Source organism: Campylobacter pinnipediorum subsp. caledonicus (assembly GCF_002022005.1).
Classification (GTDB): Bacteria; Campylobacterota; Campylobacteria; order Campylobacterales; family Campylobacteraceae; genus Campylobacter_A; species Campylobacter_A caledonicus.
In genome coordinates, this window is the sequence record NZ_CP017258.1 from 760,165 (window position 1) to 781,321 (window position 21,157).

20 protein-coding genes are annotated in these 21,157 nt (G+C 29.8%); 16 read left to right on the forward strand and 4 right to left on the reverse strand.

Features of this window, described 5'->3' with window-relative positions:
• Positions 1–2 precede the first annotated feature (2 nt).
• The 4 genes from CPIN18021_RS03895 to CPIN18021_RS03910 all read left to right on the forward strand — a co-directional run bounded on the left by CPIN18021_RS03895 (position 3) and on the right by CPIN18021_RS03910 (position 3,110).
• The gene (locus CPIN18021_RS03895) at positions 3–764 is read left to right on the forward strand and encodes a transporter substrate-binding domain-containing protein (RefSeq protein ID WP_078424446.1); all 762 of its coding nucleotides are present in this window, start codon (positions 3–5) and stop codon (positions 762–764) included.
• A gap of 15 nt (positions 765–779) precedes the next feature.
• Positions 780–1,526 carry a hydroxymethylpyrimidine/phosphomethylpyrimidine kinase gene (locus CPIN18021_RS03900; RefSeq protein WP_180375107.1) on the forward strand — a complete coding sequence of 249 codons (747 nt, stop codon included), beginning with the start codon at positions 780–782 and terminating at the stop codon, positions 1,524–1,526.
• The gene (thiE, locus tag CPIN18021_RS03905; RefSeq protein ID WP_078424447.1) at positions 1,519–2,124 is read left to right on the forward strand and encodes a thiamine phosphate synthase; all 606 of its coding nucleotides are present in this window, start codon (positions 1,519–1,521) and stop codon (positions 2,122–2,124) included. Before CPIN18021_RS03900 ends, thiE begins: the two co-directional genes overlap by 8 nt.
• Before the next feature lie 74 nt (positions 2,125–2,198).
• Entirely contained in the window at positions 2,199–3,110 is a 912-nt protein-coding gene (locus tag CPIN18021_RS03910; protein ID WP_078424448.1) for an AEC family transporter, read from the forward strand.
• 58 nt (positions 3,111–3,168) lie between these two features.
• Here the strand turns inward: CPIN18021_RS03910 and CPIN18021_RS03915 are convergent, their stop codons facing one another.
• Complete coding sequence (locus CPIN18021_RS03915) at positions 3,169–3,522, reverse strand: histidine triad nucleotide-binding protein (protein ID WP_078423234.1); 354 nt, start codon at positions 3,520–3,522, stop codon at positions 3,169–3,171.
• A 119-nt stretch (positions 3,523–3,641) separates the two neighbouring features.
• On the opposite strand from CPIN18021_RS03915, the gene pheS reads away from it, so the two are divergent.
• From pheS to CPIN18021_RS03970, 11 genes are all read left to right on the forward strand, one after another.
• On the forward strand, positions 3,642–4,634 hold the full coding sequence (pheS, locus tag CPIN18021_RS03920) for a phenylalanine--tRNA ligase subunit alpha (protein ID WP_078424449.1): 993 nt from the start codon (positions 3,642–3,644) through the stop codon (positions 4,632–4,634).
• Positions 4,631–6,961 carry a phenylalanine--tRNA ligase subunit beta gene (gene pheT, locus CPIN18021_RS03925; protein ID WP_078424450.1) on the forward strand — a complete coding sequence of 777 codons (2,331 nt, stop codon included), beginning with the start codon at positions 4,631–4,633 and terminating at the stop codon, positions 6,959–6,961. Before pheS ends, pheT begins: the two co-directional genes overlap by 4 nt.
• Positions 6,958–8,232, forward strand: coding sequence for a 3-phosphoshikimate 1-carboxyvinyltransferase (gene aroA, locus CPIN18021_RS03930; RefSeq protein ID WP_078424451.1), 1,275 nt, complete (start codon positions 6,958–6,960; stop codon positions 8,230–8,232). Before pheT ends, aroA begins: the two co-directional genes overlap by 4 nt.
• Positions 8,222–9,046 carry a 4-hydroxy-3-methylbut-2-enyl diphosphate reductase gene (locus CPIN18021_RS03935; RefSeq protein WP_069637286.1) on the forward strand — a complete coding sequence of 275 codons (825 nt, stop codon included), beginning with the start codon at positions 8,222–8,224 and terminating at the stop codon, positions 9,044–9,046. Before aroA ends, CPIN18021_RS03935 begins: the two co-directional genes overlap by 11 nt.
• Positions 9,047–9,131: 85 nt before the next feature.
• Positions 9,132–10,787 (forward strand): 30S ribosomal protein S1, encoded by a 1,656-nt coding sequence (locus tag CPIN18021_RS03940; RefSeq protein WP_078423238.1) that lies wholly within the window; start codon positions 9,132–9,134, stop codon positions 10,785–10,787.
• A gap of 21 nt (positions 10,788–10,808) precedes the next feature.
• Positions 10,809–11,273 carry a hypothetical protein gene (locus CPIN18021_RS03945; RefSeq protein WP_069637599.1) on the forward strand — a complete coding sequence of 155 codons (465 nt, stop codon included), beginning with the start codon at positions 10,809–10,811 and terminating at the stop codon, positions 11,271–11,273.
• Positions 11,270–12,847, forward strand: coding sequence for a phosphoglycerate dehydrogenase (gene serA, locus CPIN18021_RS03950; protein ID WP_078424452.1), 1,578 nt, complete (start codon positions 11,270–11,272; stop codon positions 12,845–12,847). Before CPIN18021_RS03945 ends, serA begins: the two co-directional genes overlap by 4 nt.
• Positions 12,848–12,889: 42 nt before the next feature.
• Positions 12,890–13,321: a hypothetical protein gene (locus tag CPIN18021_RS03955; protein ID WP_078424453.1), complete on the forward strand. Its 432-nt coding sequence runs from the start codon at positions 12,890–12,892 to the stop codon at positions 13,319–13,321.
• Positions 13,322–13,386: 65 nt separating this feature from the next.
• Complete coding sequence (gene ispG / locus CPIN18021_RS03960) at positions 13,387–14,445, forward strand: flavodoxin-dependent (E)-4-hydroxy-3-methylbut-2-enyl-diphosphate synthase (protein ID WP_078424454.1); 1,059 nt, start codon at positions 13,387–13,389, stop codon at positions 14,443–14,445.
• Entirely contained in the window at positions 14,438–15,844 is a 1,407-nt protein-coding gene (locus CPIN18021_RS03965) for a replicative DNA helicase (RefSeq protein WP_078423243.1), read from the forward strand. The genes ispG and CPIN18021_RS03965 overlap by 8 nt, the downstream gene beginning before the upstream one ends.
• A 1-nt stretch (position 15,845) precedes the next feature.
• Positions 15,846–17,096 (forward strand): ComEC/Rec2 family competence protein, encoded by a 1,251-nt coding sequence (locus tag CPIN18021_RS03970; protein WP_078424455.1) that lies wholly within the window; start codon positions 15,846–15,848, stop codon positions 17,094–17,096.
• Here the strand turns inward: CPIN18021_RS03970 and CPIN18021_RS03975 are convergent.
• Entirely contained in the window at positions 17,088–17,897 is an 810-nt protein-coding gene (locus CPIN18021_RS03975; RefSeq protein WP_226995938.1) for a YihY family inner membrane protein, read from the reverse strand. The two genes, CPIN18021_RS03970 and CPIN18021_RS03975, sit on opposite strands and share 9 nt — an antisense overlap.
• Before the next feature lie 11 nt (positions 17,898–17,908).
• Positions 17,909–18,976 (reverse strand): tyrosine-type recombinase/integrase, encoded by a 1,068-nt coding sequence (locus CPIN18021_RS03980; protein WP_078423245.1) that lies wholly within the window; start codon positions 18,974–18,976, stop codon positions 17,909–17,911.
• A 74-nt stretch (positions 18,977–19,050) separates the two neighbouring features.
• On the opposite strand from CPIN18021_RS03980, the gene murI reads away from it, so the two are divergent.
• Positions 19,051–19,812, forward strand: a complete 762-nt coding sequence (murI, locus tag CPIN18021_RS03985) for a glutamate racemase (RefSeq protein WP_078423246.1) — start codon at positions 19,051–19,053, stop codon at positions 19,810–19,812.
• Here the strand turns inward: murI and CPIN18021_RS03990 are convergent.
• Entirely contained in the window at positions 19,809–21,113 is a 1,305-nt protein-coding gene (locus tag CPIN18021_RS03990; RefSeq protein WP_078424456.1) for an aminotransferase class V-fold PLP-dependent enzyme, read from the reverse strand. The genes murI and CPIN18021_RS03990 overlap by 4 nt on opposite strands.
• Positions 21,114–21,157: the final 44 nt, after the last annotated feature.

The window sequence follows — 21,157 nt, forward strand, 5'->3', positions numbered from 1 at the left end:
AAATGAAAAAATTTTTATTGTTTTTGGCATTTGCTGTATTTTTTATGGGATGCATGGATGAAAAAAAAGAGGCTATGGTTGCTGATGTAAATTCAAGCAAACAAGAAGTTGTAAAACTTGGTGTGAGTATGGATTATCCACCATTTGAGTTTATAGATGACAATAATAACCCAGCTGGTTTTGATGTTGAATTAATGCAAGCTATTGCTAAAAAAGTAGGGTTTGAATTAGAACTTAATAATATAAGCTTTGATGGCCTTATACCTGCTTTAAAAGCTGGTAAAATTGATGCTATAATGAGTGCCATGAGTGCTACTGAAGATAGAAGAAAATCAGTTGATTTTTCGGATAACTATTACTCAACTGAAAATTTATTTATTAGAAAAAAAGGCTCTGATGTTGATCAAAATAGCCTTGTTGATAAGCAAATAGGTGTTCAGCTTGGAACATTGCAAGAGAGTGCTGCTAAAAAAATTGAAGGTGCAAAAGTAGTTCCTGCTGATAATGTTTTAAGTGCTATTATGGGCTTAAAAGCTGGAAAAATAGATGTTGTTTTGATTGATAGTTCTATAGGATATGGATATTTAAAACAAAATGAAGATTTGGAAGAATTTTATAAAGTTGCTGATGGTAGCGAAGGTTTTTCAATAGCTTTTGACAAAGATAAAAAAGCAGAACTTATCAAAAAAATAAATTCTGCATTAAAAGAGCTTAAAGATGATGGTACTTTTGAAAAAATAGAAGAAAAATATAATTTGAAGTAAATATTAATTTTTTAATTGAATGAAGAATATACTATAATTGCCGGTTCTGACAGTGTTGCTGGAGCCGGTGCACAAGCTGATATAAAAACTTGCGAAGCACTTGGTTGTTATGGTGCTGCTGCTATAAGTGTTTTGGTGGCAGAAAATTCTCAAAATGTTGTTAGTATATCGGAAGTAAGTTCTGAATTTGTTGATTCTCAAATCAAATGTATTGTAGATGAGCTTAAGATAGATGCTGTCAAGATAGGAATGTTATATAATACTAATATAATAAATACTGTTTTGAGATGGATTCCATTTATAGATGCTCCGATTGTATTAGATCCAGTTTGTATAAGCAAGTCAAATATAAAGCTTATAGATGATGATGCCATCGATAGTTTAAAAGAATTGTTTAAATATGCAACTATTGCAACTCCTAATAAATTTGAAGCCGAATGTATTTTTCAAAATAATTTTAACAATCTTTTGTGTGATATAGTAGTTAAAAAAGATGTTGTTAATGGCTATAGTGTTGATAGACTATATAAAAAAGATGGTGGTGTTTTTGATTTTTCAACTCCACTTATTAAACCAGAGCTTGTGCATGGTGCTGGTTGTACATTTAGTAGTGCCATAGCCTGCTTTTTAGCTCTTGGATTTGACATTCAAGATTGCGTAAAAAATGCTAAAAATTATGTTTATAATGCTATTTTGAATAGTCATGATACCAAATTTGGTAAAACATTATTAAGACATAATTTTAAGGATTTTAATGAGTGAAATTTATGCTTTAAGCGATGATATTTTAAGTCCAGATGATATTATTTTACAACATGTTGAAGATATATTGCAAAGTGGTATTAAGTATTATCAATATCGTTGCAAACGCTTCAATAAAAATGAAGATATAGCAAGAGAAATACTCTGTTTATGCAATGATTATAATGCTAGATTTATAATAAATGATGATATAGTTTTTGCAAAAAGAATAGGTGCAAAGAGTGTTCATATAGGTAAAAAAGATGTAAATCTGCAAGATGCCAGAAAATTTTTAGGTAAAGATTTTTTTATAGGTGTTAGTTGCTATGATAGTTTAGAGCTTGCCAAAGAAGCAGTAGAAAATGGAGCTGATTATATTGCATTTGGCTCAATTTTTCCAAGTCTTACAAAGCCAGATGCAGGCTCTGCCAGTCTTGATGTAATAACTCAAGCAAAGAGTATGTTTAATATCTCCGTATGTGCAATAGGTGGTATAAATGAAACAAATATAAGCAAAGTATCTGAAGCAAAAGCGGATCTTATAGCTATTGTTAATGCGATTTATGGCTCAAATTCTATAAAAGAAAATATATTAAATCTACAAAATAAAATCAATTAATTTTTTTAAATTTATAAAATTTTTATTTTTATAGTTATAAAATTGCCACCTACAAAAAATACTAGGGGGTGTTTATGATTTTTGTTCCTTTATTTTCTATATTTGTTTTAATGGCATCTGGGTTTTTGGCTAAAAAAACAGGTGTATTAGAACAAAAGCATTCTACCATATTCATAAATTTTGTTTTATGCTTTGCGATACCTGCTTTGATCTTTGATAAGATGTATCATGTTAATATAGATACTACTCTTATTAGCATAATTTTTATAGGTTTTATATCAAGCATAATATCTACTATTATTGGTTTTTTTATTTGCCGGTTTTTTAAATTTTCAAAAGCAACTACAGTTAGTGTGGTTATGCTTAGTCTTTTTGGTAATACTCTTTTTGTTGGTATGCCTGTTGCTAGAGGTTTTTTTGGAGATGATATATTAAACGAAGTTATATTTTATGATCAAATGGCTACAAGTATTCCTATATCTATAATAGGACCTTTTATACTATCTTTTGGCGGTCATGATAAGGTTTCTCTTTTTAAGAACACAATGAAAATTTTAAAGTTTCCACCATTTGTGGCACTTGTGGTTGGAATTATTTTTAAAAATATACCAATTCCAGATTTTTTGTTTGAACCGCTAAAATTATTTGAAGCAAGTATTACTCCAGTTGGTCTTTTTGCTATTGGAGTAGGACTTGGTTTTGCTAGTATAAAAAGCTCTTACAAAAGCACAGCAGTAGTTCTCTTTTGTAAAATGATACTTCCTGTTATTGTTTTTATTATTATATCTAGTGTTATTGGGTTGGATATGCAAGATAAAACTTGGATAGTTGGTCTTATGCAATGTAGTATGCCTCCTATGATCTTAGCTGGTGCTATGATTATGAAAGCAGAACTTGATAGCTCTTTGGCTATATCATCTATAGCTACTGGTGTAGCTTTAAGCTTTATAACTCTTCCTATTATGTATTATATTTTTGTTATGTAGTTTATAATAAAAAAATCGCTAATTTTTATTTGTATAATTAGCGATTTAAATTGTTAAATCAAAATGTTGATTGTGGATTTGATGGGTTTTTGTCCCAATGTAGTTTTGCTCCGGCTAACATGTGAAAGTGTAAGTGCATTACCTCTTGACCACCATTTTCTCCACAGTTTGTTATGAGTCTATATCCACTTTCATCAACACCTATAAATCTTGCTAACTCTTGTATGAAACTTAACATTTCTCCCATTAAAGCAGGATCCATTTCTTGTATATTTTTGTAGTGTTTTTTTGGTATTATTAGTATATGTATTGGTGCTCTTGGATTTATATCTCTAAAAGCAAGAAATTTATCATTTTCTAAAACTTTATTACAAGGTATTTCGCCAGCTACTATTTTTTCAAAAATTGTCATTTTTTCTCCTTTAATTTTAGAAGATTATATCAGATTTAGATATAAAAAAATATTCTTTTATTAGTTTTTTAATAAATTTTATATAAAATCTTTTATAAAAATTTAAAAAGGTTGTATTCTTGAAAGATTTTATACAAAAGATTTCTGAAACGCAAGATCTTGCTAGTCTTGAAAAAATTAGACTTGAGATTTTTGGTAAAAAAGGTATTTTGGCTGAAGGTTTTGCAAAACTCAAAACCCTTGATAATAGCGAAAAAAAAGAGTTTGCTGAAAAACTAAACAAACAAAGGGATGAATTTTCTGTTTTGATTGACAACAAAAAAGCCCAGTTAAGTAAAGAGGCTATTGAGCTTAAGATGAAAAAAGATGCGGTAGATGTTACTTTATTTAACGAGCCTTTAAATGTTGGTGCTATTCATCCGGTTATGGATGTTATGGATAGAATAATAGAATATTTCGTTTCTCAAAATTTCTCATTAGAAACAGGTCCGCTTATAGAAGATGATTTTTATAATTTTGAAGCATTAAATTTACCAAAATATCATCCGGCACGCGATATGCAAGATACATTTTATTTGAGTGATTCAAGGCTTTTAAGGACACATACAAGCCCTGTTCAGATCAGAAAAATGTTAAATTCAAAGCCACCTATAAGAATGATAGCTCCTGGAACCGTTTTTAGACGTGATTTTGATGTTACTCATACGCCAATGTTTCATCAGGTCGAGGGATTGGTGGTAGAAGAGGGCGATAATGTAAGTTTTGCAAATCTAAAAAGTATGTTAGAGGGATTTTTAAAACATATATTTGGAGATGTAAAAGTTAGATTTAGACCTAGTTTTTTCCCTTTTACGGAGCCTAGTGCAGAGGTTGATATTAGCTGTATTTTTTGTCACGGCGAAGGTTGTAGAATTTGTAAACATACGACTTGGCTAGAGGTTTTGGGGTGTGGTGTTGTTGATCCAAATGTATTTAAATCTGTTGGATATAAAAATGTCAGCGGATATGCTTTTGGTCTTGGTGTTGAGCGTTTTGCTATGTTGCTTCATAGAGTTCCTGATTTACGCTCTTTGTTTGAGGGAGATTTAAGATTATTGGAGCAATTTAAATGATAATATCAAAAAACTGGTTAAATGAATGGGTGGATTTAGGTTCTATTAGTGCTGATGAAATTTTAAAAACTTTAAATTCAATAGGTCTTGAAGTAGATGGCTCTCATGAAATAAAAATACCTGAAAATATAGTTGTTGGATATGTAAAAAGCAAAGAAAAACATCCAGATGCCGATAAACTGAATGTTTGTCAAGTGGATGTTGGAAATGAAAATTTACAGATAGTTTGTGGTGCTAAAAACGTTGAAGTTGGTCAATTTGTTCCAGTTGCGTTAGTTGGTGCTACAATGCCAAATGGAATGAAAATAAAAAAAGCTAAACTAAGAGGCATTGAAAGCTCTGGTATGATATGTTCATCAACGGAGCTTGGATTAGCTAAAACAAATGATGGCATTATGGTGCTTGATGAGAGCATAGGGCGTTTAGAACTTGGTAAGCAGATCGCTGATTTTCCTATATTTAGTGATGTTGTTATTGATGTTGATATCACTGCAAATCGTGGAGATTGTCAAAGCATAAATGGTATAGCAAGAGAGCTTTGTGTTGCTTTGGACTTATGTTGTAAGGAAAATAAATCTTATGAAGATCCAGAAAATTTACCAGGCATAGGTCGTATATTTTCTATACATTCAGATGAAAATTTAAGTAGTTCTTTTTTGTTTAAAGCTATAGAAATTAATGATAATATAAATGAGAGTTTAATAACAAGACTTAGATTAGGTCTTATTGGTAGCACTAAAACAAACCCTATAGAAAGGCTTTTGGAATATGCTACATATTCAACCGGTGTTTTATTTAGAGCTTATGATTATTCTAAGCTAAGCTTGAATAATAAAGTAACTTTTGATTTAAAAAATGGAAATTTTAAAGAAAGTATAATTAGTTGTAATGGTTCAAATATAGGTGTAGCTGGTGTTTTTCAAGATAAAAACTACAAAATAGACGAAAGTACAAAAATAGCTATAATACAAGCTAGTTATTCTACTCCAAGTGTTATTAGTGAATTTAATGGTGAAAATAAAGACACTCAAAAAGATGATGAAGTATATAGAAGTAGTAGGGGTAGTGAGCCAAACTTAAATTTTGGAATAGACTTTTTGTTTAAAATGTTTTTGAATTTAAAATCAATTGGTTTATATGCTGGAACGCAGCAGTTTTTTATAAGAAAAGAAGCAACACTTATAAATATAGCAATATCTGATATCAATAAAATGATAGGTCGAGAAATTCAAAAAAATGATATTGTTAGAATTCTAAAAAAACTTGGCTTTGAAGTTGTGTTAAATCAAGAACTTGAAACTATAAATGTTAAAGTGCCATTATTTAGACACGATATAGTAAATATTCATGATGTTTGTGAAGAGATAGTAAGAATAATAGGCATAGACAATATCAACTCAAAACCACTTATTTTTAGCGAAGAAAATAGATTAAACGATACATATAAAAGATATAAATTTGCTTTACAATTAAGAAAAAGAGCTGCTAGTGTTGGATTTTTTGAAAGTGTTCATTATGTGTTTGATAATAGTGAAAGTCTCGATAAGCTAGGGTTTAAGCCTTGCAAAATTGGCATAAGTAACCCTATAAACAATGAATTAAATACATTAAGACCAACTCTTGTAAATCACCTTTTAAGCTCTTGTGAAAAAAATATCAAAAATTCTAAAAAATCAATCAAATTATTTGAATATGGTGTTGTCTTTGATGAAAATGCAAATCAAAGTTCAAATTTTGGATTTTTAGCATCAGGTTTATCAAAAGACCCTAGTTTAAAAAATGGAGCTAAGGTTTCAGAAATAGACTTTTTTGAGTTTTCAAGCTTGGTCTCTAGTGTGATTGGTAAGATACAATTAGTAGCTTCAACTGATAAGATATATCTAAGCCCATACGAACAAGCTAAAATTTACAAAAATGGTATCGAAGTGGGCTATATAGGCAGAGTTCATCTTAAGATAGCGGATGATATGGATCTACCAAAAACTTATGTGGCTGAAATCTATTTTGATAAAATGAACAATGAAAGCATAAAGGCTGAATCTTATTCTAAATTTCCAAATGTTAGTCGTGATTTAAGTCTTATTGTTCCTGATGGTATGAAATTTAGTGAAATAAAAGATTGTGTAAACTCTCTATCTTTAAAAAATTTAAAAGATTTTTTACCGGTAGATATATATAAATCCGATGAGCTTAAAGGAAGTTCTAGTATAACTATTAAATTTACTTTCCAAGATAATGAAAAAACTCTTGAAGATGAAGAGATAAATACTATTATAGATAATATATTACAAGCCTTAAAAGATAAATTAAATATAGGCATAAGATGATTATAAAACCATTAAAAAAGCCTATAAATATTGTTTTAGAGGATGTATCTGCTGATAAATCTATATCTCATAGAACTGCTATTTTTTCACTGCTTAGCGATAAAGATAGTAAAATAAGAGGTTATTTAAAAGCTCAGGATACATTAAATACATTAAATATAATAAAACAATTAGGTGCTGTCGTAAAAGAGGTGGATAATGAGATTGTTATTACCCCACCACAGCACATAAAAGAGCCAAATGCTATATTGGATTGTGGAAATTCAGGCACTGCTATGCGTATATTGATGGGCTTTTTGGTATCTCAAAATGGTTTTTATGTTCTTAGTGGCGATCGATATCTAAATGAACGACCTATGTCAAGGGTTGGCGCTCCTCTTTTAAAGGTTGGAGCAAAAATAGATGGTAGAAATAATGGGGATAAAGCACCTATTTGTATAAGGGGTTCTAAACTTGACTTTTTTAAATTTGAAAGTCAAATAAGCTCTGCCCAGATTAAGTCAGCGCTTATTTTGGCTGGTCTGTGTTCAAATGGTTGCGAATTTTATGAAGATGAATTAAGTAGAGATCATAGTGAAAAAATGCTTTTGGGCATGGGTGCTAGTATAATGGTTGATGGTTTGAGAATTTTTGTAAATCCTATGGAAAAACCATTAGAACCATTGGATATAGATATACCAAACGATCCTAGTTCAGCATTTTTTTATGCCGTAGCTGCTTGTATTATTCCAAATTCTCATTTGATTATTAAAAATATTATTTTAAACAAAACTCGTATAGAAGCTTATAATGTTTTAAAAAAAATGGGGGCTGATATAACTTTTAAAAAGATAAGTTCTCGTTATGAAGATATTGGAGAAATTGAAATAAAATATGCACCGCTTAAAAGTGTTGACGTCAATGAAAAAATATCTTGGCTTATTGATGAGATTCCGGCATTAGCGATTGCGTTTTGTTTTGCTGACGGAAAAAGTAGTATAAGAAATGCAAAAGAGTTAAGGGTTAAAGAGTCTGATAGGATACATGCTATGGTTGTTGGTTTAAGACAATGTGGTATTGAGGTCCAAGAATTTGAAGATGGTTTTAGTGTTATTGGAGGAGAGGTAAAAAGTTCTGTTATAGATAGCTACGGAGATCACAGGATAGCTATGAGTTTTGCTATTTTAGGACTTATTTGTGGTATGCAAATAAAAAAAAGTGAGTTTATAAAAACTTCTTTTCCAAATTTTAGTAATATACTTAGAAAGATTGGTGCTTATATTGAAGATTGAATTAGCTAGTAATTATGGGTTTTGTTTTGGTGTTAAAAGGGCTATAAAAATGGCTGAAAATGCTAAGGATGCTTCTACAATAGGTCCTTTGATACATAATAATGAAGAGATTAATCGTTTAAAAATAAATTTTAATGTAAAAACTCTTAATGGAATAAATGAACTGCAAGATGAAAAAAAAGTCATAATAAGAACTCATGGAATTCCTAAAAATGATTTAGAAAAACTAAATGCGAGTAAGATAGATGTTATAGATGCAACATGCCCATTTGTAACAAAACCACAACAAATTTGTGAAAAAATGAGTCAGGATGGATATGATATAGTTATTTTTGGAGATGAAAACCATCCAGAAGTAAAAGGTGTGAAATCGTATGCCAATGGAAATGTGTTTGTTATCCTTGAAGAAGAAGAGCTTGAAAATATCAAATTATCTCAAAAAGTAGCAGTTGTTAGCCAAACTACTCGTAAAGTTGAAAAATTTATGCAAATTGTTAATTATTTGATCTCTAGAGTAAAAGAGGTTAGGGTATTTAATACAATTTGCAATGCTACTTTTGAAAATCAAGAGGCTGTTAAAAATTTATCAAAAAAAGCAGATGTTATGATAGTTATAGGTGGTAAAAATAGCTCAAATACCAAACAACTTTATCTTATAGCTAAAAATTTTTGTGAGGATAGTTATCTTATTGAGAGTGAAAATGAGATAAATAGTGAATGGTTTGAGGGAAAACAGCTTTGCGGTGTAAGTGCTGGTGCAAGTACTCCTGACTGGATTATACAAAAGGTTATAAATAAAATAGAAAAAATATAAATTTCAACCATTAATAAGGAAATTTTAAATAAAATAAGTAAATTTGCAGTATAATAGCAAATCATAAAACATAAAAAGGACTAAGATGGCTGTGAACAAAAGCGTTCAGTTAAATAAGGCAGATGACATTGAAGATATCGATTTTGCAACGATGTTAGAGGAGTCTTTTAAAAAGACAGAAGAAGATAGCGAAGGAACTATTGTAGAGATAAGAGGAGATGAGGCTTTAGTCGATATAGGCAAAAAGTCCGAAGGTAGACTTCAAATTTCCGAGATAACCGATGCTAATGGTAACTTACTTTATAATGTAGGTGATACTATAAAAGTTGTAATAACTGGTAGAGGTTCCGTGTCTCATAAAAAAGCTTTAAGAAAAGAAAAAGTTAAAGCTTATATACAAAATTATGATCCAGAAACACAAGATAATACTATTGAGGTTAAAATTGTAGGCAAGAATAAGGGCGGTTTTGTTGCTCAAGATGCTGATGGCGTTGAATTTTTTATGCCTAGAACTCAAAGTGGATTTAAAAACTCTAACGATATAGTTGGCAAAACATACAAAGTTAAGATTATTAAAGTAGATAAAGAAGAGCAAAGTATAGTTGTTTCTAGAAAAAAAATACTAGATGAAGATAGAAAAAAAAGAAAAGAAGCTCTTTTAAGTATCGTTGATAATGAAGAAGTTATGGAAGGTACCGTAAAGAAAATAACTACTTATGGAATGTTTGTAGATGTTGGAGGTGTTGACGGTCTTGTTCACTATAGCGAAATTAGCTATAAAGGACCAGTAAATCCTAGTTCTATGTATAATGAAGGTGATAAAGTCTTAGTTAAAGTTATGAGTTACGATAATGAAAAACGTCATCTTTCTTTATCTATAAAAGCAGCTATGCCTGATCCATGGGAAGAGATCAAAGATGGTCTTGATGTGGGCGATACTATAAAAGTTATAGTTAGCAACATAGAGCCTTATGGGGCTTTTGTTGATCTTGGTAATGATATAGAGGGATTTTTGCATATATCTGAAATTTCTTGGGATAAAAATATAAAAAATCCAAAAGATCATATAAGTGAAGGTCAAGATATTGATGTTGAAGTTATTGAAATAGATGCGAAAGAAAGACGTTTAAGAGTTAGCCTTAAAAATTTACTTCCTAAACCTTTTGATGAATTTAGAAAAAGCTATAAAGAGGGCGATGTTGTAGAAGGTGTCGTTACTAGTGTTACAGCTTTTGGTGCTTTTGTTAAGATAGGTTCTGTTGAAGGTCTTTTGCATAACGAAGATGCATCTTGGGATAGAAATGTTAGATGTAAAGAGCTATTTAAAAATGGCGATTTAGTTAAAGTTAAAATCGTAAGAATAGACAACAATGATCAAAAAATATCTTTAAGCATGAAAGAGTTAAAACAAAGTCCTGTTCAAGATTTTGCTACTAAAAATAAAATTGGAGATATTGTAAAAGGTAAGATTAGAGATATTAAAGATTTTGGTATTTTTGTTGAACTTGATGATAACGTTGATGCTCTTATTAGAAAAGAAGATATTGGTAATTTAGATATAGAATCTTTGAAAGTAGGAGATGATATAGAAGCAGCTATAGCATTTATTGATGAAAAGAGAAACAGAATACGCTTAAGTATTAAATTTTTAGCAAAACAAAAAGAGCGTGAAGTTTTAAATGAAATTAATGATAACGACAAGATTACTCTTGGAGATATCATAAAAGAGCAATTACAATAAAATATGCATAAGCATGCTCTTTTGAGTATAATAGTAATTTTATTTTGTGCTTTAATTTTTTCAGGTGTCGGTCTGTATAGATTTGCTAATAATAATCTTTCTGAGGCACCTGAAATTAAAGTATTAAATGAAACTCAAAACAACCTAGATAAGAGTAACAAAAAGAAAGATTGGGTTGGAGAGCTTGCGAATATGCCAAAAACGGAGTATATTCTTCCGACAAATCAAATATATATACATTATTCTTATCCAATTCAGTCTGATACCAAGACCGCTTACGAACTTATTGTTGATAAAAGTGATATTTATTCTATGTTTTGTATCAAGCAAACACTGTATAACGAAAATGTTGATTTTACCATAGTTAAAGATGGTAATTTAAATAAGGTTTTTTTAAATACAAGTGATTCAAAGCTTTTACAGGATATCATATTGAAATTAAAGTCATATGATATAAATTCAAATGTAATAGAGGTAAAAATATGAAAACTATTATTGTTTGTGATGCGTTGCATCCTGTTGCTCTTGAGCTTTTAAAAAAAGAAGATGATATTAATATCATCGATGCTGTTTCTACTCCAAAAGACGAACTTCTAAAAATTATAGGTGAGGCAGATGTTGCTATAACTAGAAGTTCAACAGATATAGATGAAATTTTTTTAAATGCAGCTAAAAAACTTAAAGCTGTAGTTCGCGCAGGTGTTGGGGTTGATAATGTTGATATTGAAGGTTGCTCCAGAAGAGGAATTATAGTTATGAATGTTCCTACTGCAAATACAATAGCAGCCGTAGAACTTACTATGGCTCATATGTTATGTGCAGCTAGATCTTTTGTTTACGCTCATAACGACTTAAAAGAAAATAGAATTTGGAAGCGTGAAAAATGGTATGGAGTCGAACTTTTTAATAAAAACTTAGGTATTATAGGATTTGGAAATATAGGTTCAAGAGTTGCGACTAGAGCTAAATCTTTTGGTATGAACATAATTGCTTATGATCCATATATAGACCCTGCAAAAGTTTTGGATATGGGTGGTGCGTATACTACAAATTTTGATGATATTTTAAAATGTGATTTTATAACTATACATACTCCAAAAACTAGTGAAACAACAAATATTATCGATAAAACAGAAATTGATAAAATGAAAGATGGTGTAAGGCTTATAAACTGTGCTAGAGGTGGTTTATATAACGAAAAAGCACTTGAAGATGGTTTAAAAAGTGGAAAAATAGCTTTTGCTGGAATTGATGTTTTTTCAAAAGAGCCAGCAACAAATCATCCATTGCTTGATCTGCCAAATATAAGCGTTACAGCTCACCTTGGTGCAAATACATTAGAATCTCAGCAAAATATCGCTATTCAAGCTGTAGAGCAGGCGTTGAGCGCTGTTCGTTCTATTAGCTATCCTAATGCTTTAAATTTACCTATAAAAACTGAAGATTTGCCACCATTTGTAGAGCCTTATATTGAGCTTACAAGCAAGATGGCGTTTTTAGCAGCACAAATAAATAAAAAAGCTATAAAATCAATATCTGTTGAAGTGCAAGGCGAAATAAGTGATTATAAAGATTCAATGCTTACTTTCGCTATTGTTGGTGCTTTAAAAGAGAGCTTTGGTGAAAATATTAACTATGTAAATGCTAACTTTGTTTGTGATGAAAAAGGTATATCTTATGATGCTACAATTTCACCTGTAAGTGGCTATAAAAATAAAATATCAGTTAAAATAACAACCGAGATGGATACTACTGTTGTAAGTGGAACAGTGTTTAATGAAAACGAACAAAGAATAGTCGGAATAAATGGATTTAAGACCGATTTTAAACCAAAAGGTAAGATGATAGTCTTTAAAAATAATGATGTTCCTGGTGTTATAGCCCAAATAAGTTCTATATTGGCATCTTCTGGTATAAATATAGCAGACTTTAGGCTTGGTAGAGATGACCATGGAAAAGCACTTGCAGTTATTTTAATTGATGAAAAAATAAGCAAAGAAACTCTTTTGGAGCTAAATGCTTTAGATACTTGCCTTTGGGCTTCTTATGCCGTTTTATAATATCCTTGAAGCAATTCAAGGATAAATTTTAAGGATAATTTTGTGAAAATAACATTAATTATTGTGTTAATTATATTTTTTATATTACTGTGTTGTGTTTTGGGATATTTTATTTTTAAATTACAAGATAGTGATTCTCACGTTAAAGAGGAAAATAACAATCAAAACACAAAAAAACAAAATACAATAACGGATGTTTTAGAATTAGTTTCAGATGATTCTTTGACCAGAAAAGAACTTTTTTTATTATGTGAAGCTTTTTTAAAGCATAATTTTCCTTCTAAAAATGGTTCAGGTGTGCCGGATTCGGCGAAAGAATATCTTAATTTTATACTTCTTATAGCAAGTCATAAAAATACTGATGCCAAAATAATAAGTTTTTTAAATACTGAAGCAAAAAAGAAAAATCCAGAATATGCTTCAGATATAGAAAGATATGAATCTTTGGGTTTACAACAAAGAAAAAAAACATAAATAGTTTTTTTGAGCTTACTAAAAGATATTTTTATTTATAATATAAAAAAATTAAGGTTTTTAAATTGCAAAGATATCCAACAAAACAGATTAAAATTCGTGATGTTAAAATTGGTGGAGATGCTCCTATTAGTGTTCAGTCTATGACTTTTTCTAAAACAAAAGATATACAAGGGACATTAGAACAGATAAATCGTCTTTATTTTGCGGGATGCGATATTGTTCGTTGTGCTGTTTTGGATAAAGAAGATGCAGCAGCTTTGAAAGAGATAGTAAAACAAAGCCCACTTCCGGTGGTAGCAGATATACATTTTAACTACCGTTTGGCTTTGATTGTTAGTGAGTATGTGGATGCTATTAGGATAAATCCCGGAAATATAGGCTCAAAAGATAGGATAAAAGCTGTTGTTCAAGCTTGTAAACAAAGAAATCTTCCTATTAGAATAGGGGTAAACTCAGGCTCTTTGGAAGCTCAATTTGAAGATAAATATGGAAGAAATGTTGAAGCAATGATACAATCAGCTCTTTATAATACTAAATTGCTAGAAGATCTTGACTTTACGGATATAAAAATTTCATTAAAATCAAGTGATGTTGAAAGAACAATGAATGGATATAAAGAGCTTAGGAATAAGGTTGATTATCCTTTTCACTTAGGGGTTACTGAGGCAGGAACTACTTTTCATGCTACTGTAAAGTCATCAATAGCATTAGGTGGACTTTTAATGCTTGGTATTGGCGATACTATGAGAGTTAGCATAACAGGCGAACTAGAAGAAGAGATAAAAGTTGCAAAAGCTATATTAAAAGATAGTGGAAGACAAAAAGAGGGATTAAATATCATATCTTGTCCAACTTGTGGAAGATTGCAAAGCAATCTAGTAAAGGCGATTAAGATTATAGAAGAAAAGACTAAGCATATCAAAGAATCTTTAAATGTTTCAGTTATGGGCTGTGTTGTAAATGCTATCGGTGAAGCTAAAGGGGCTGATGTTGCGATAGCGTTTGGCAAAGGCAATGGGCTTATAATGAGAAGAGGAGAGGTTGTCGCAAAACTTAAAGAAGATGAGTTGGTTGATAGATTTTTACTTGAAATTGAAGATGAGATAAAATCGCGTGGATAAAAATAATATAGAATTAAGCTCTCTTTATGATCTTGATATGGAAAGGGCGATATTAAGCTCTATAATTTTAAATAATGATGCTCTTAGTGAGATTTATGACCTTATAGGTGCAAAAGATTTTTATTTAAAAGCTCATAGCGATATTTTCAAAGCTATGATAGAGTGTTTAAACTCAGATGTTCCTATAGCTAGTTCTTTTTTAAAGACAAAGCTTGGTAAAAGTTATAATGAAGCTGTTTTGACAGATATATTAGGAACAAACGGCATTGTTGATATAAAAAAATATGCTAATGAGCTAAAAGAAAAATCAGTTAAAAGAAGCATACTGAAAATGGCTCAAGATATGCCGGGTAAAGTTTCTCAAGATAAACCAAGTAGAGATATGGTCGATGAGATATCCTCAGAGCTTTATAATCTGACAGATGTTAAAAGTACTGGAAGTATAAAAGAAAGCAAAGAGATAGTAAATGATTTTCTTGAATACATAAAAAAACAATCACAATTAGATGAAAAAGACACTGTTGGACTAAGCACTGGTTTTAAAAGTCTTGATGAAAAGACAAATGGCTTTAAAAATGGAGACCTTATAATAGTAGCCGCTCGTCCTGGTATGGGAAAAACAACTATATGTTTAAATTTTATAGAAAAAGCACTAAGCCAAAACAAAGGTGTTGTATTTTTCTCTCTTGAAATGCCAGCCGAACAGATAATGATGCGTATGTTATCCGCCAAAACATCAATTCCACTTCAAAGTATTATAAGTGCAAAAATGGAAGATGATGAGCTTACTAAGTTAAGTGATGCTTGTGAATATATGAGTTCTCGTAAGCTTTTCGTTCACGATAGCGGATATGTAAATATACATCAGATACGAACGCAGCTTAGAAAACTAAAAACATCGCATAAAGAAATTTCACTTTGTGTTATTGACTATATAGGTCTTATGATGAGTACAAGTAATTTTAATGAAAGACATCTTCAGATTGCTGAAATTTCTCGTGGGTTAAAGCTTTTGGCTCGTGAGCTTGATATCCCTATCATAGCACTTTCTCAGTTAAATAGGGGGCTAGAATCAAGATCAAATAAAAGACCTATGCTTAGCGATTTAAGAGAGTCTGGTGCTATAGAGCAAGATGCTGATATGATATTTTTTATATTTAGGGAAGAAGTTTATAGAGAGCAAGAGGAAAAAGAGAGAGAAGAAAGAGCAAAGGCTGAGGGTAAAGAATATGTTAAAAAGTTTGTCCCAGAAAATAAATTACAAGAAAAAGCGGAGATAATAATAGGGAAAAATAGAAACGGTGAGCCAGGTATAGTAGAAGTGATATTTAAAAAAGATCACTCCAAATTTGTTGAAAAAGCGCCTATGCCAGATAGTGTTTCTGAGTTTAAAGGCTAATGTGCCTTTAACTGAAAATTTAAAGCAGTTTTTATATATTTGTCTTATTCTTATTTTTATATTTCTTGGTAATTTATCCTATAAGTATCTAAAATTTTATGTTTTTATTGATGGTGGAGAACAAGATATTATCGCTAAAATTGAGCGTGATTATCTAAAAACAAAAAACAACAGAACTTATCGTATAGCTTTGCTTGATGTTAAAGATTATAAATTTTATACAAAAATACCAAAAACAAGCAATGTGTCTTTAAATGACATCGTAAAAATCACAATTTACAATATAGATATTAATTTTTATGATTATTTAAAGGGTAAATTTTATATGCCTAGTTCTAATATCGTAAAAATCAAAAAAGATAAAAATATAAGAGATGATTTGATCGATAGTGTGCAAAAACAACATCAAAATTCTAAAATTTCAGAACTTTTTAATGCTTTATATTTTTCTAGTTATATCTCATCCGGTCTTAGAAGTGATATTGTAAATTTTGGAATTTCACATTTAGTTGCAATTAGTGGTTATCATCTTGGACTTATAGTGTCTATTTTTTATCTTATTCTAACGCCATTTTTAAAATATATCTATTTGAGATTTATTCCATTTAGAGATTATAAGTTTGATATTTTTATTATATCTTTTTTGTTTTTGACTTTTTATATTTATATTATAGACTATCCGCCTAGTTTTTTAAGGGCTTTTGTTATGTTTTTAGTTGGCTTTTATTTTGTTGTAAGAAATATTCAAGTATTAAATTTTACAAATTTATTTATAGCTATTTTTATCTGTTTGAGTATTTTTCCTAATCTTATTTTTAGTTTTGGATTTTATTTTTCTTGCATGGGAGTTTTATATATTTTTATTTATCTAAAATATTTTGATATAAAAAAGCATATCTTTTTAAAAGTATTGTTCTTAAATCTTTATATGTTTTTTGCTATGCAAGTGCCTGTTTTGTATTTTTTCCCAAATATAAGTTTAGATCAAATTATATCAATACCACTTAGCTATATTTTTATTGTGTTTTATCCTTTGAGCGTTTTGCTTCATATTTTTGGGGCAGGGGGTTTGTTTGATTCTTATTTGATAGATATTTTTTCTGGTGATTATAATTTTTTATATTCTGATATAAGTTTTGTTGAGTTTATCATTTTCAATGCTATTAGTTTGATTGCTATAAGGATTAAACAAGTGGCTATTTTATTACCACTTGTTGGTCTTTTGGTCTTTTTGAAATTTTGTTTATTTTGATTTGTTTTCTAATAAAGAGCAAATTTTAAAACCATAAAGAAATATAATCCAAGATATATATATCCACAAAAAGAAAAAAAGCATAATTGAAAAAGAGCCGTAAATGCTTAAATATGTTTTGTTATTTAAGGCATAATAGATAAATGCTGATTTTCCAAGATACCAAGCCAACGATGATATAAAAGAGCCTAAAAGTGCATTTTTTACCTTAAGTGGAGAGCTTACAGATATTAGATAAACAACACAAAATATACACCATATAATTAGATACGGAAATATACTTATAAAGTTAATCCAACTTGTATATTGTGTTGAGTTTAGTAACTCTTGAAATAAATTTGAAAGATAAAAGCTTAGAGCAAGTCCTAATGGTGCTAGTGTGATTAGTGTCCAATAAGAGCTTATTGAACTCCAAAAGCTCCTTCTTTTACTAGACATTATTTTGTTTACCACATACTCATAGTCCATAAAAAACATAGCTGATGTAAAAATTACAGCTACAAAACCAACTATTCCAAGATTTACACTATTTTTTAAAAATGTTTGTAAATATGAGCCTATCACATCTTGATGTGTTGGTAGCATAGCTGAAAATATAAAACTCTCTATTTTTGAATAATATGTTTTAAAAACAGGTAATTGTGTAAAAAGTGAAAAGCTTAATAAAAGCACAGGTATGATTGATAATACAGTATGAAAGCTAAGGCTTGAAGCATAGTGCATAAGCTCTTTATCTTTTATTTTTGTTATTATCCCAAATGCAAATTTTATATTATGAATGATATCTTTTAATTTTTTCAAAAATTATCCTTTTATGAATTTTCACTTAAATCTTGCGCTACTTGTGCAGCTAATCTTAGTTTGTTGTTATCAAAATGGGTATAAATTCTAGATGTGTTTAGACTAGCATGTCCCAATGCTTCTTGAACCAAAACTATATCTTTTTGCTTTTTATAAAGCATTGTTGCAAATGTATGCCTTAGCATATGTGCCCCATTTTTTTCTTTTCTTATTCCCGCTTGAAAAAGTATCTGCTCTACTATCCTACTTACATAAGCTTGGGTAAGTCTAGTACCTTTTTTATTGACAAATAAATACCCCTCTTTGTTTATATAATTTATGGCTATGGCATCTAAAAATTTTTCTATCAAATTTCTTTTTATCATTACAATTCTATATTTATTGCCTTTTCCCCTTATTCTGATAGTGTATAAATCATCATCTTGGGTTATATCTTTTCTTTTTAGATTAAGTGCCTCGCTTACTCTAATTCCAGTAAAAATTATAAGCTTTATTATAAGTTTGTTTCTATTTTCATTGCTTTTAAAATCAGCTTCATCTATCGCTGTAAGAAATTTTTTTAACTCATCTTCGCTCATAAATTCAGGGAGCTTTTGTCCTTTGCTTCCAGTTATTCCGCCCCAATTTTTAAGTTCGATATCAAAAATATGCGATTTTCCATCTTCTTCGTTTTGCTTATCTAAAAATGCAAAAAAATTAATCACACTTATTCTATAATTTTTTTTACTAGCATCGCTTAATCCGCCGGTAATACTAGCTAAGGTTTCACTCAAAAGCTCTTCATCTATCTGTTTTAGACTTTCAAGCCCATAAAAACATAAGGTTTCATAAAGTTTTTTAAGCGGATTAAAATATGTGTTTATACCAGTTAAGCCAGCATTTCTAGCCATCTTAACCAAGCCATCTAACTTTTCTATATTGTTTATCTCTTTGTTTAGATTATAATTAACAGAAGCTAGCATTTTTGGCTCTCTTAGCTCTTTGTTTGAAAGTGAGCTTAGTTTGTATTTTACATACCTTGTTAACCAAAAAAGTAAAGATAATTCAAAATTTTCTTTATTGTCTAGTTTGTATTTCACTAAAATTTCCTATTAAATTTATGTAAAATTATAGCTTTTGTTTTATATAATTTTGCTTTTTTAAAAGGTAAAAAATGAAAATAGGTTTTTTTGATTCTGGTTTTGGTGGTTTAAGTGTTTTAAATGAGGCTATGGTTAGATTTGATGGCTATGAGTTTTTTTATTTTGCTGATAGCAAAAATGTCCCTTATGGAACAAAAAGCGTCAAAGAAATAACCGATTTGAGCATAAATGCTTGTAAGTTTTTGGTTGATTTGGGTGTTGATGCTATAGTTGTTGCTTGCAATACAGCTACAAGTGCTTCAATAGTAGCATTAAGAGATAAATTTAGCTTGCCTATAATAGGTATGGAGCCAGCTGTAAAATTAGCATTAAATACTTTTGAAGATCAAAAAACACTTCTTATAGCAACACCAGCTACAATAAATGGCACTAAATTAAAAAAACTTATAGATAAATTAAATGCTAGTGATTTTGTTGATGCCTTGGCTTTGCCCAAACTTGTTAGTTTTGCTGAAAATGAAGAATTTACAACCGATAATGTAAAATTATATTTACAAAAATCTTTTAAAAATTTAAACTTAAATGACTATTCTTCTTTGGTTTTAGGTTGCACTCATTTTAATTACTTTAAAGATATTTTGAAAGATATTTTACCTGATCATATTAAATTTATAGATGGTATAAATGGAACTTTAAATATGGTTAGTAATTTAAATTTAGCTTCAAAACCAAATAATCTCGTTAGATATTTTTGTTCAAAAGAAGAAATTCAAAACCTAGATAAAATTAATAGACTTTTAAATAGGCTTGATTTTGTTAAAAGCATTGTCTAAAATAGCGATTGCATTGAAATTTCTTCAGCCCAGGTAGTGTGATATTTTTTGATACTTTTTTGTAAAGAATCTATAAAATAATCTATATCATCAAAAGTATGGGTATAATGTAGACTAACTCTAAGCCAGCCCGGTTTTTCTTCCAGCTTTTGATTATCTCTCATTTTTAATAATTCGTGTCCATAAGGTCCAGCGCATGCACAACCAGCCCTTGTTTGTATCCCAAAATCTTTACTTAAAATAGCTGCTAAATCATAAGGTGATATTCCTTTGATATTAAAAGAAAAAATTGGAAGTTTTGTTAAATTTAATGGTGTGTATAGCTGTAAATTTTCTATCTCTTGTATTCTTTTTTCAAAATACTCGCAAAGTTCGTTTTCGTTTTCGCATATAGCTTTGCCTATCTCATCTCTTAGCTTGTATGCTAAATTTGCCCTTATTAGTTCAAGTATCGGTGGTGTTCCAGCTTGTTCTAGTTGTTCTATGTTTTTATCATATATATGACTTGTTCTGCTTACATAACTAACAGTTCCTCCACCTGCAAATGTTGGCTCATTTAAATCGCATAACTCTTTTTTGATCGCAAGTAATCCGCAGCTTTCAACTCCACCAAGTAGTTTATGTGGAGATAAAAACAATGCGTCAAAATAGTTACAATCAACATTTTTATAAGCACTAAAACTAGCCGCATCAAGTGCAACTATGCCATTATATTTTTTAACAAGATTGTATATTTTTTTATAATCAGTTATTATTCCTGTTACATTTGAACATACACTAAAAGAGGCTATGATTTCACGATTTTTATTAAGTTTTAGAATTTGTTCTAAATGTACTAGATCTATTTCGCCTTTTTCGCCTAGTCTTACTCTTACTGTATCACAAAGAGCTTCTCTAAAGCTAACCTCATTTGAGTGGTGCTCATATGGACCTACGATCACAAGAGGAACGTTGCTTGGTTGTTTTATATTGTATCTAGCCTTTGTTTTTGGTGGTATATAAAGACCTAATAACTCTTGAAATTTCTTTATAGCCGAGGTTGAGCCAAAACCGCAAGGAAGCAGATAAAAACTATCATCTAATTGTAGTGAATTTTTTAACTCACTTCTGGATTTTTCATATAATGTTTGAGTTATTATGGCATTTAATGAGCTATCTGAATGAGTATTTGCATATGTGAGTAAAACATTTGAAATTTTATCCTCTATATCTTTATACGCAAGTCCTGAAGCTGTATAATCAAAATAATAAATTCCATCTTTTAATATTATATTTTTTCTTATATGTTCTAAATTTACCAAATTTTTGTTTCCCGAATATTCTTTTGTTTTGTAAAATTATACCT

Bases quoted from the DNA above. Each gene is read 5' to 3' on its own strand.
- murI (WP_078423246.1), top strand. From the start codon at position 19,051: ATGAAAATAGGTTTTTTTGATTCTGGTTTTGGTGGTTTAAGTGTTTTA.
- CPIN18021_RS03910 (WP_078424448.1), top strand. From the start codon at position 2,199: ATGATTTTTGTTCCTTTATTTTCTATATTTGTTTTAATGGCATCTGGG.
- serA (WP_078424452.1), top strand. From the start codon at position 11,270: ATGAAAACTATTATTGTTTGTGATGCGTTGCATCCTGTTGCTCTTGAG.
- aroA (WP_078424451.1), top strand. From the start codon at position 6,958: ATGATTATAAAACCATTAAAAAAGCCTATAAATATTGTTTTAGAGGAT.
- CPIN18021_RS03915 (WP_078423234.1), bottom strand. From the start codon at position 3,522: ATGACAATTTTTGAAAAAATAGTAGCTGGCGAAATACCTTGTAATAAA.
- CPIN18021_RS03895 (WP_078424446.1), top strand. From the start codon at position 3: ATGAAAAAATTTTTATTGTTTTTGGCATTTGCTGTATTTTTTATGGGA.
- pheT (WP_078424450.1), top strand. From the start codon at position 4,631: ATGATAATATCAAAAAACTGGTTAAATGAATGGGTGGATTTAGGTTCT.
- CPIN18021_RS03940 (WP_078423238.1), top strand. From the start codon at position 9,132: ATGGCTGTGAACAAAAGCGTTCAGTTAAATAAGGCAGATGACATTGAA.
- thiE (WP_078424447.1), top strand. From the start codon at position 1,519: ATGAGTGAAATTTATGCTTTAAGCGATGATATTTTAAGTCCAGATGAT.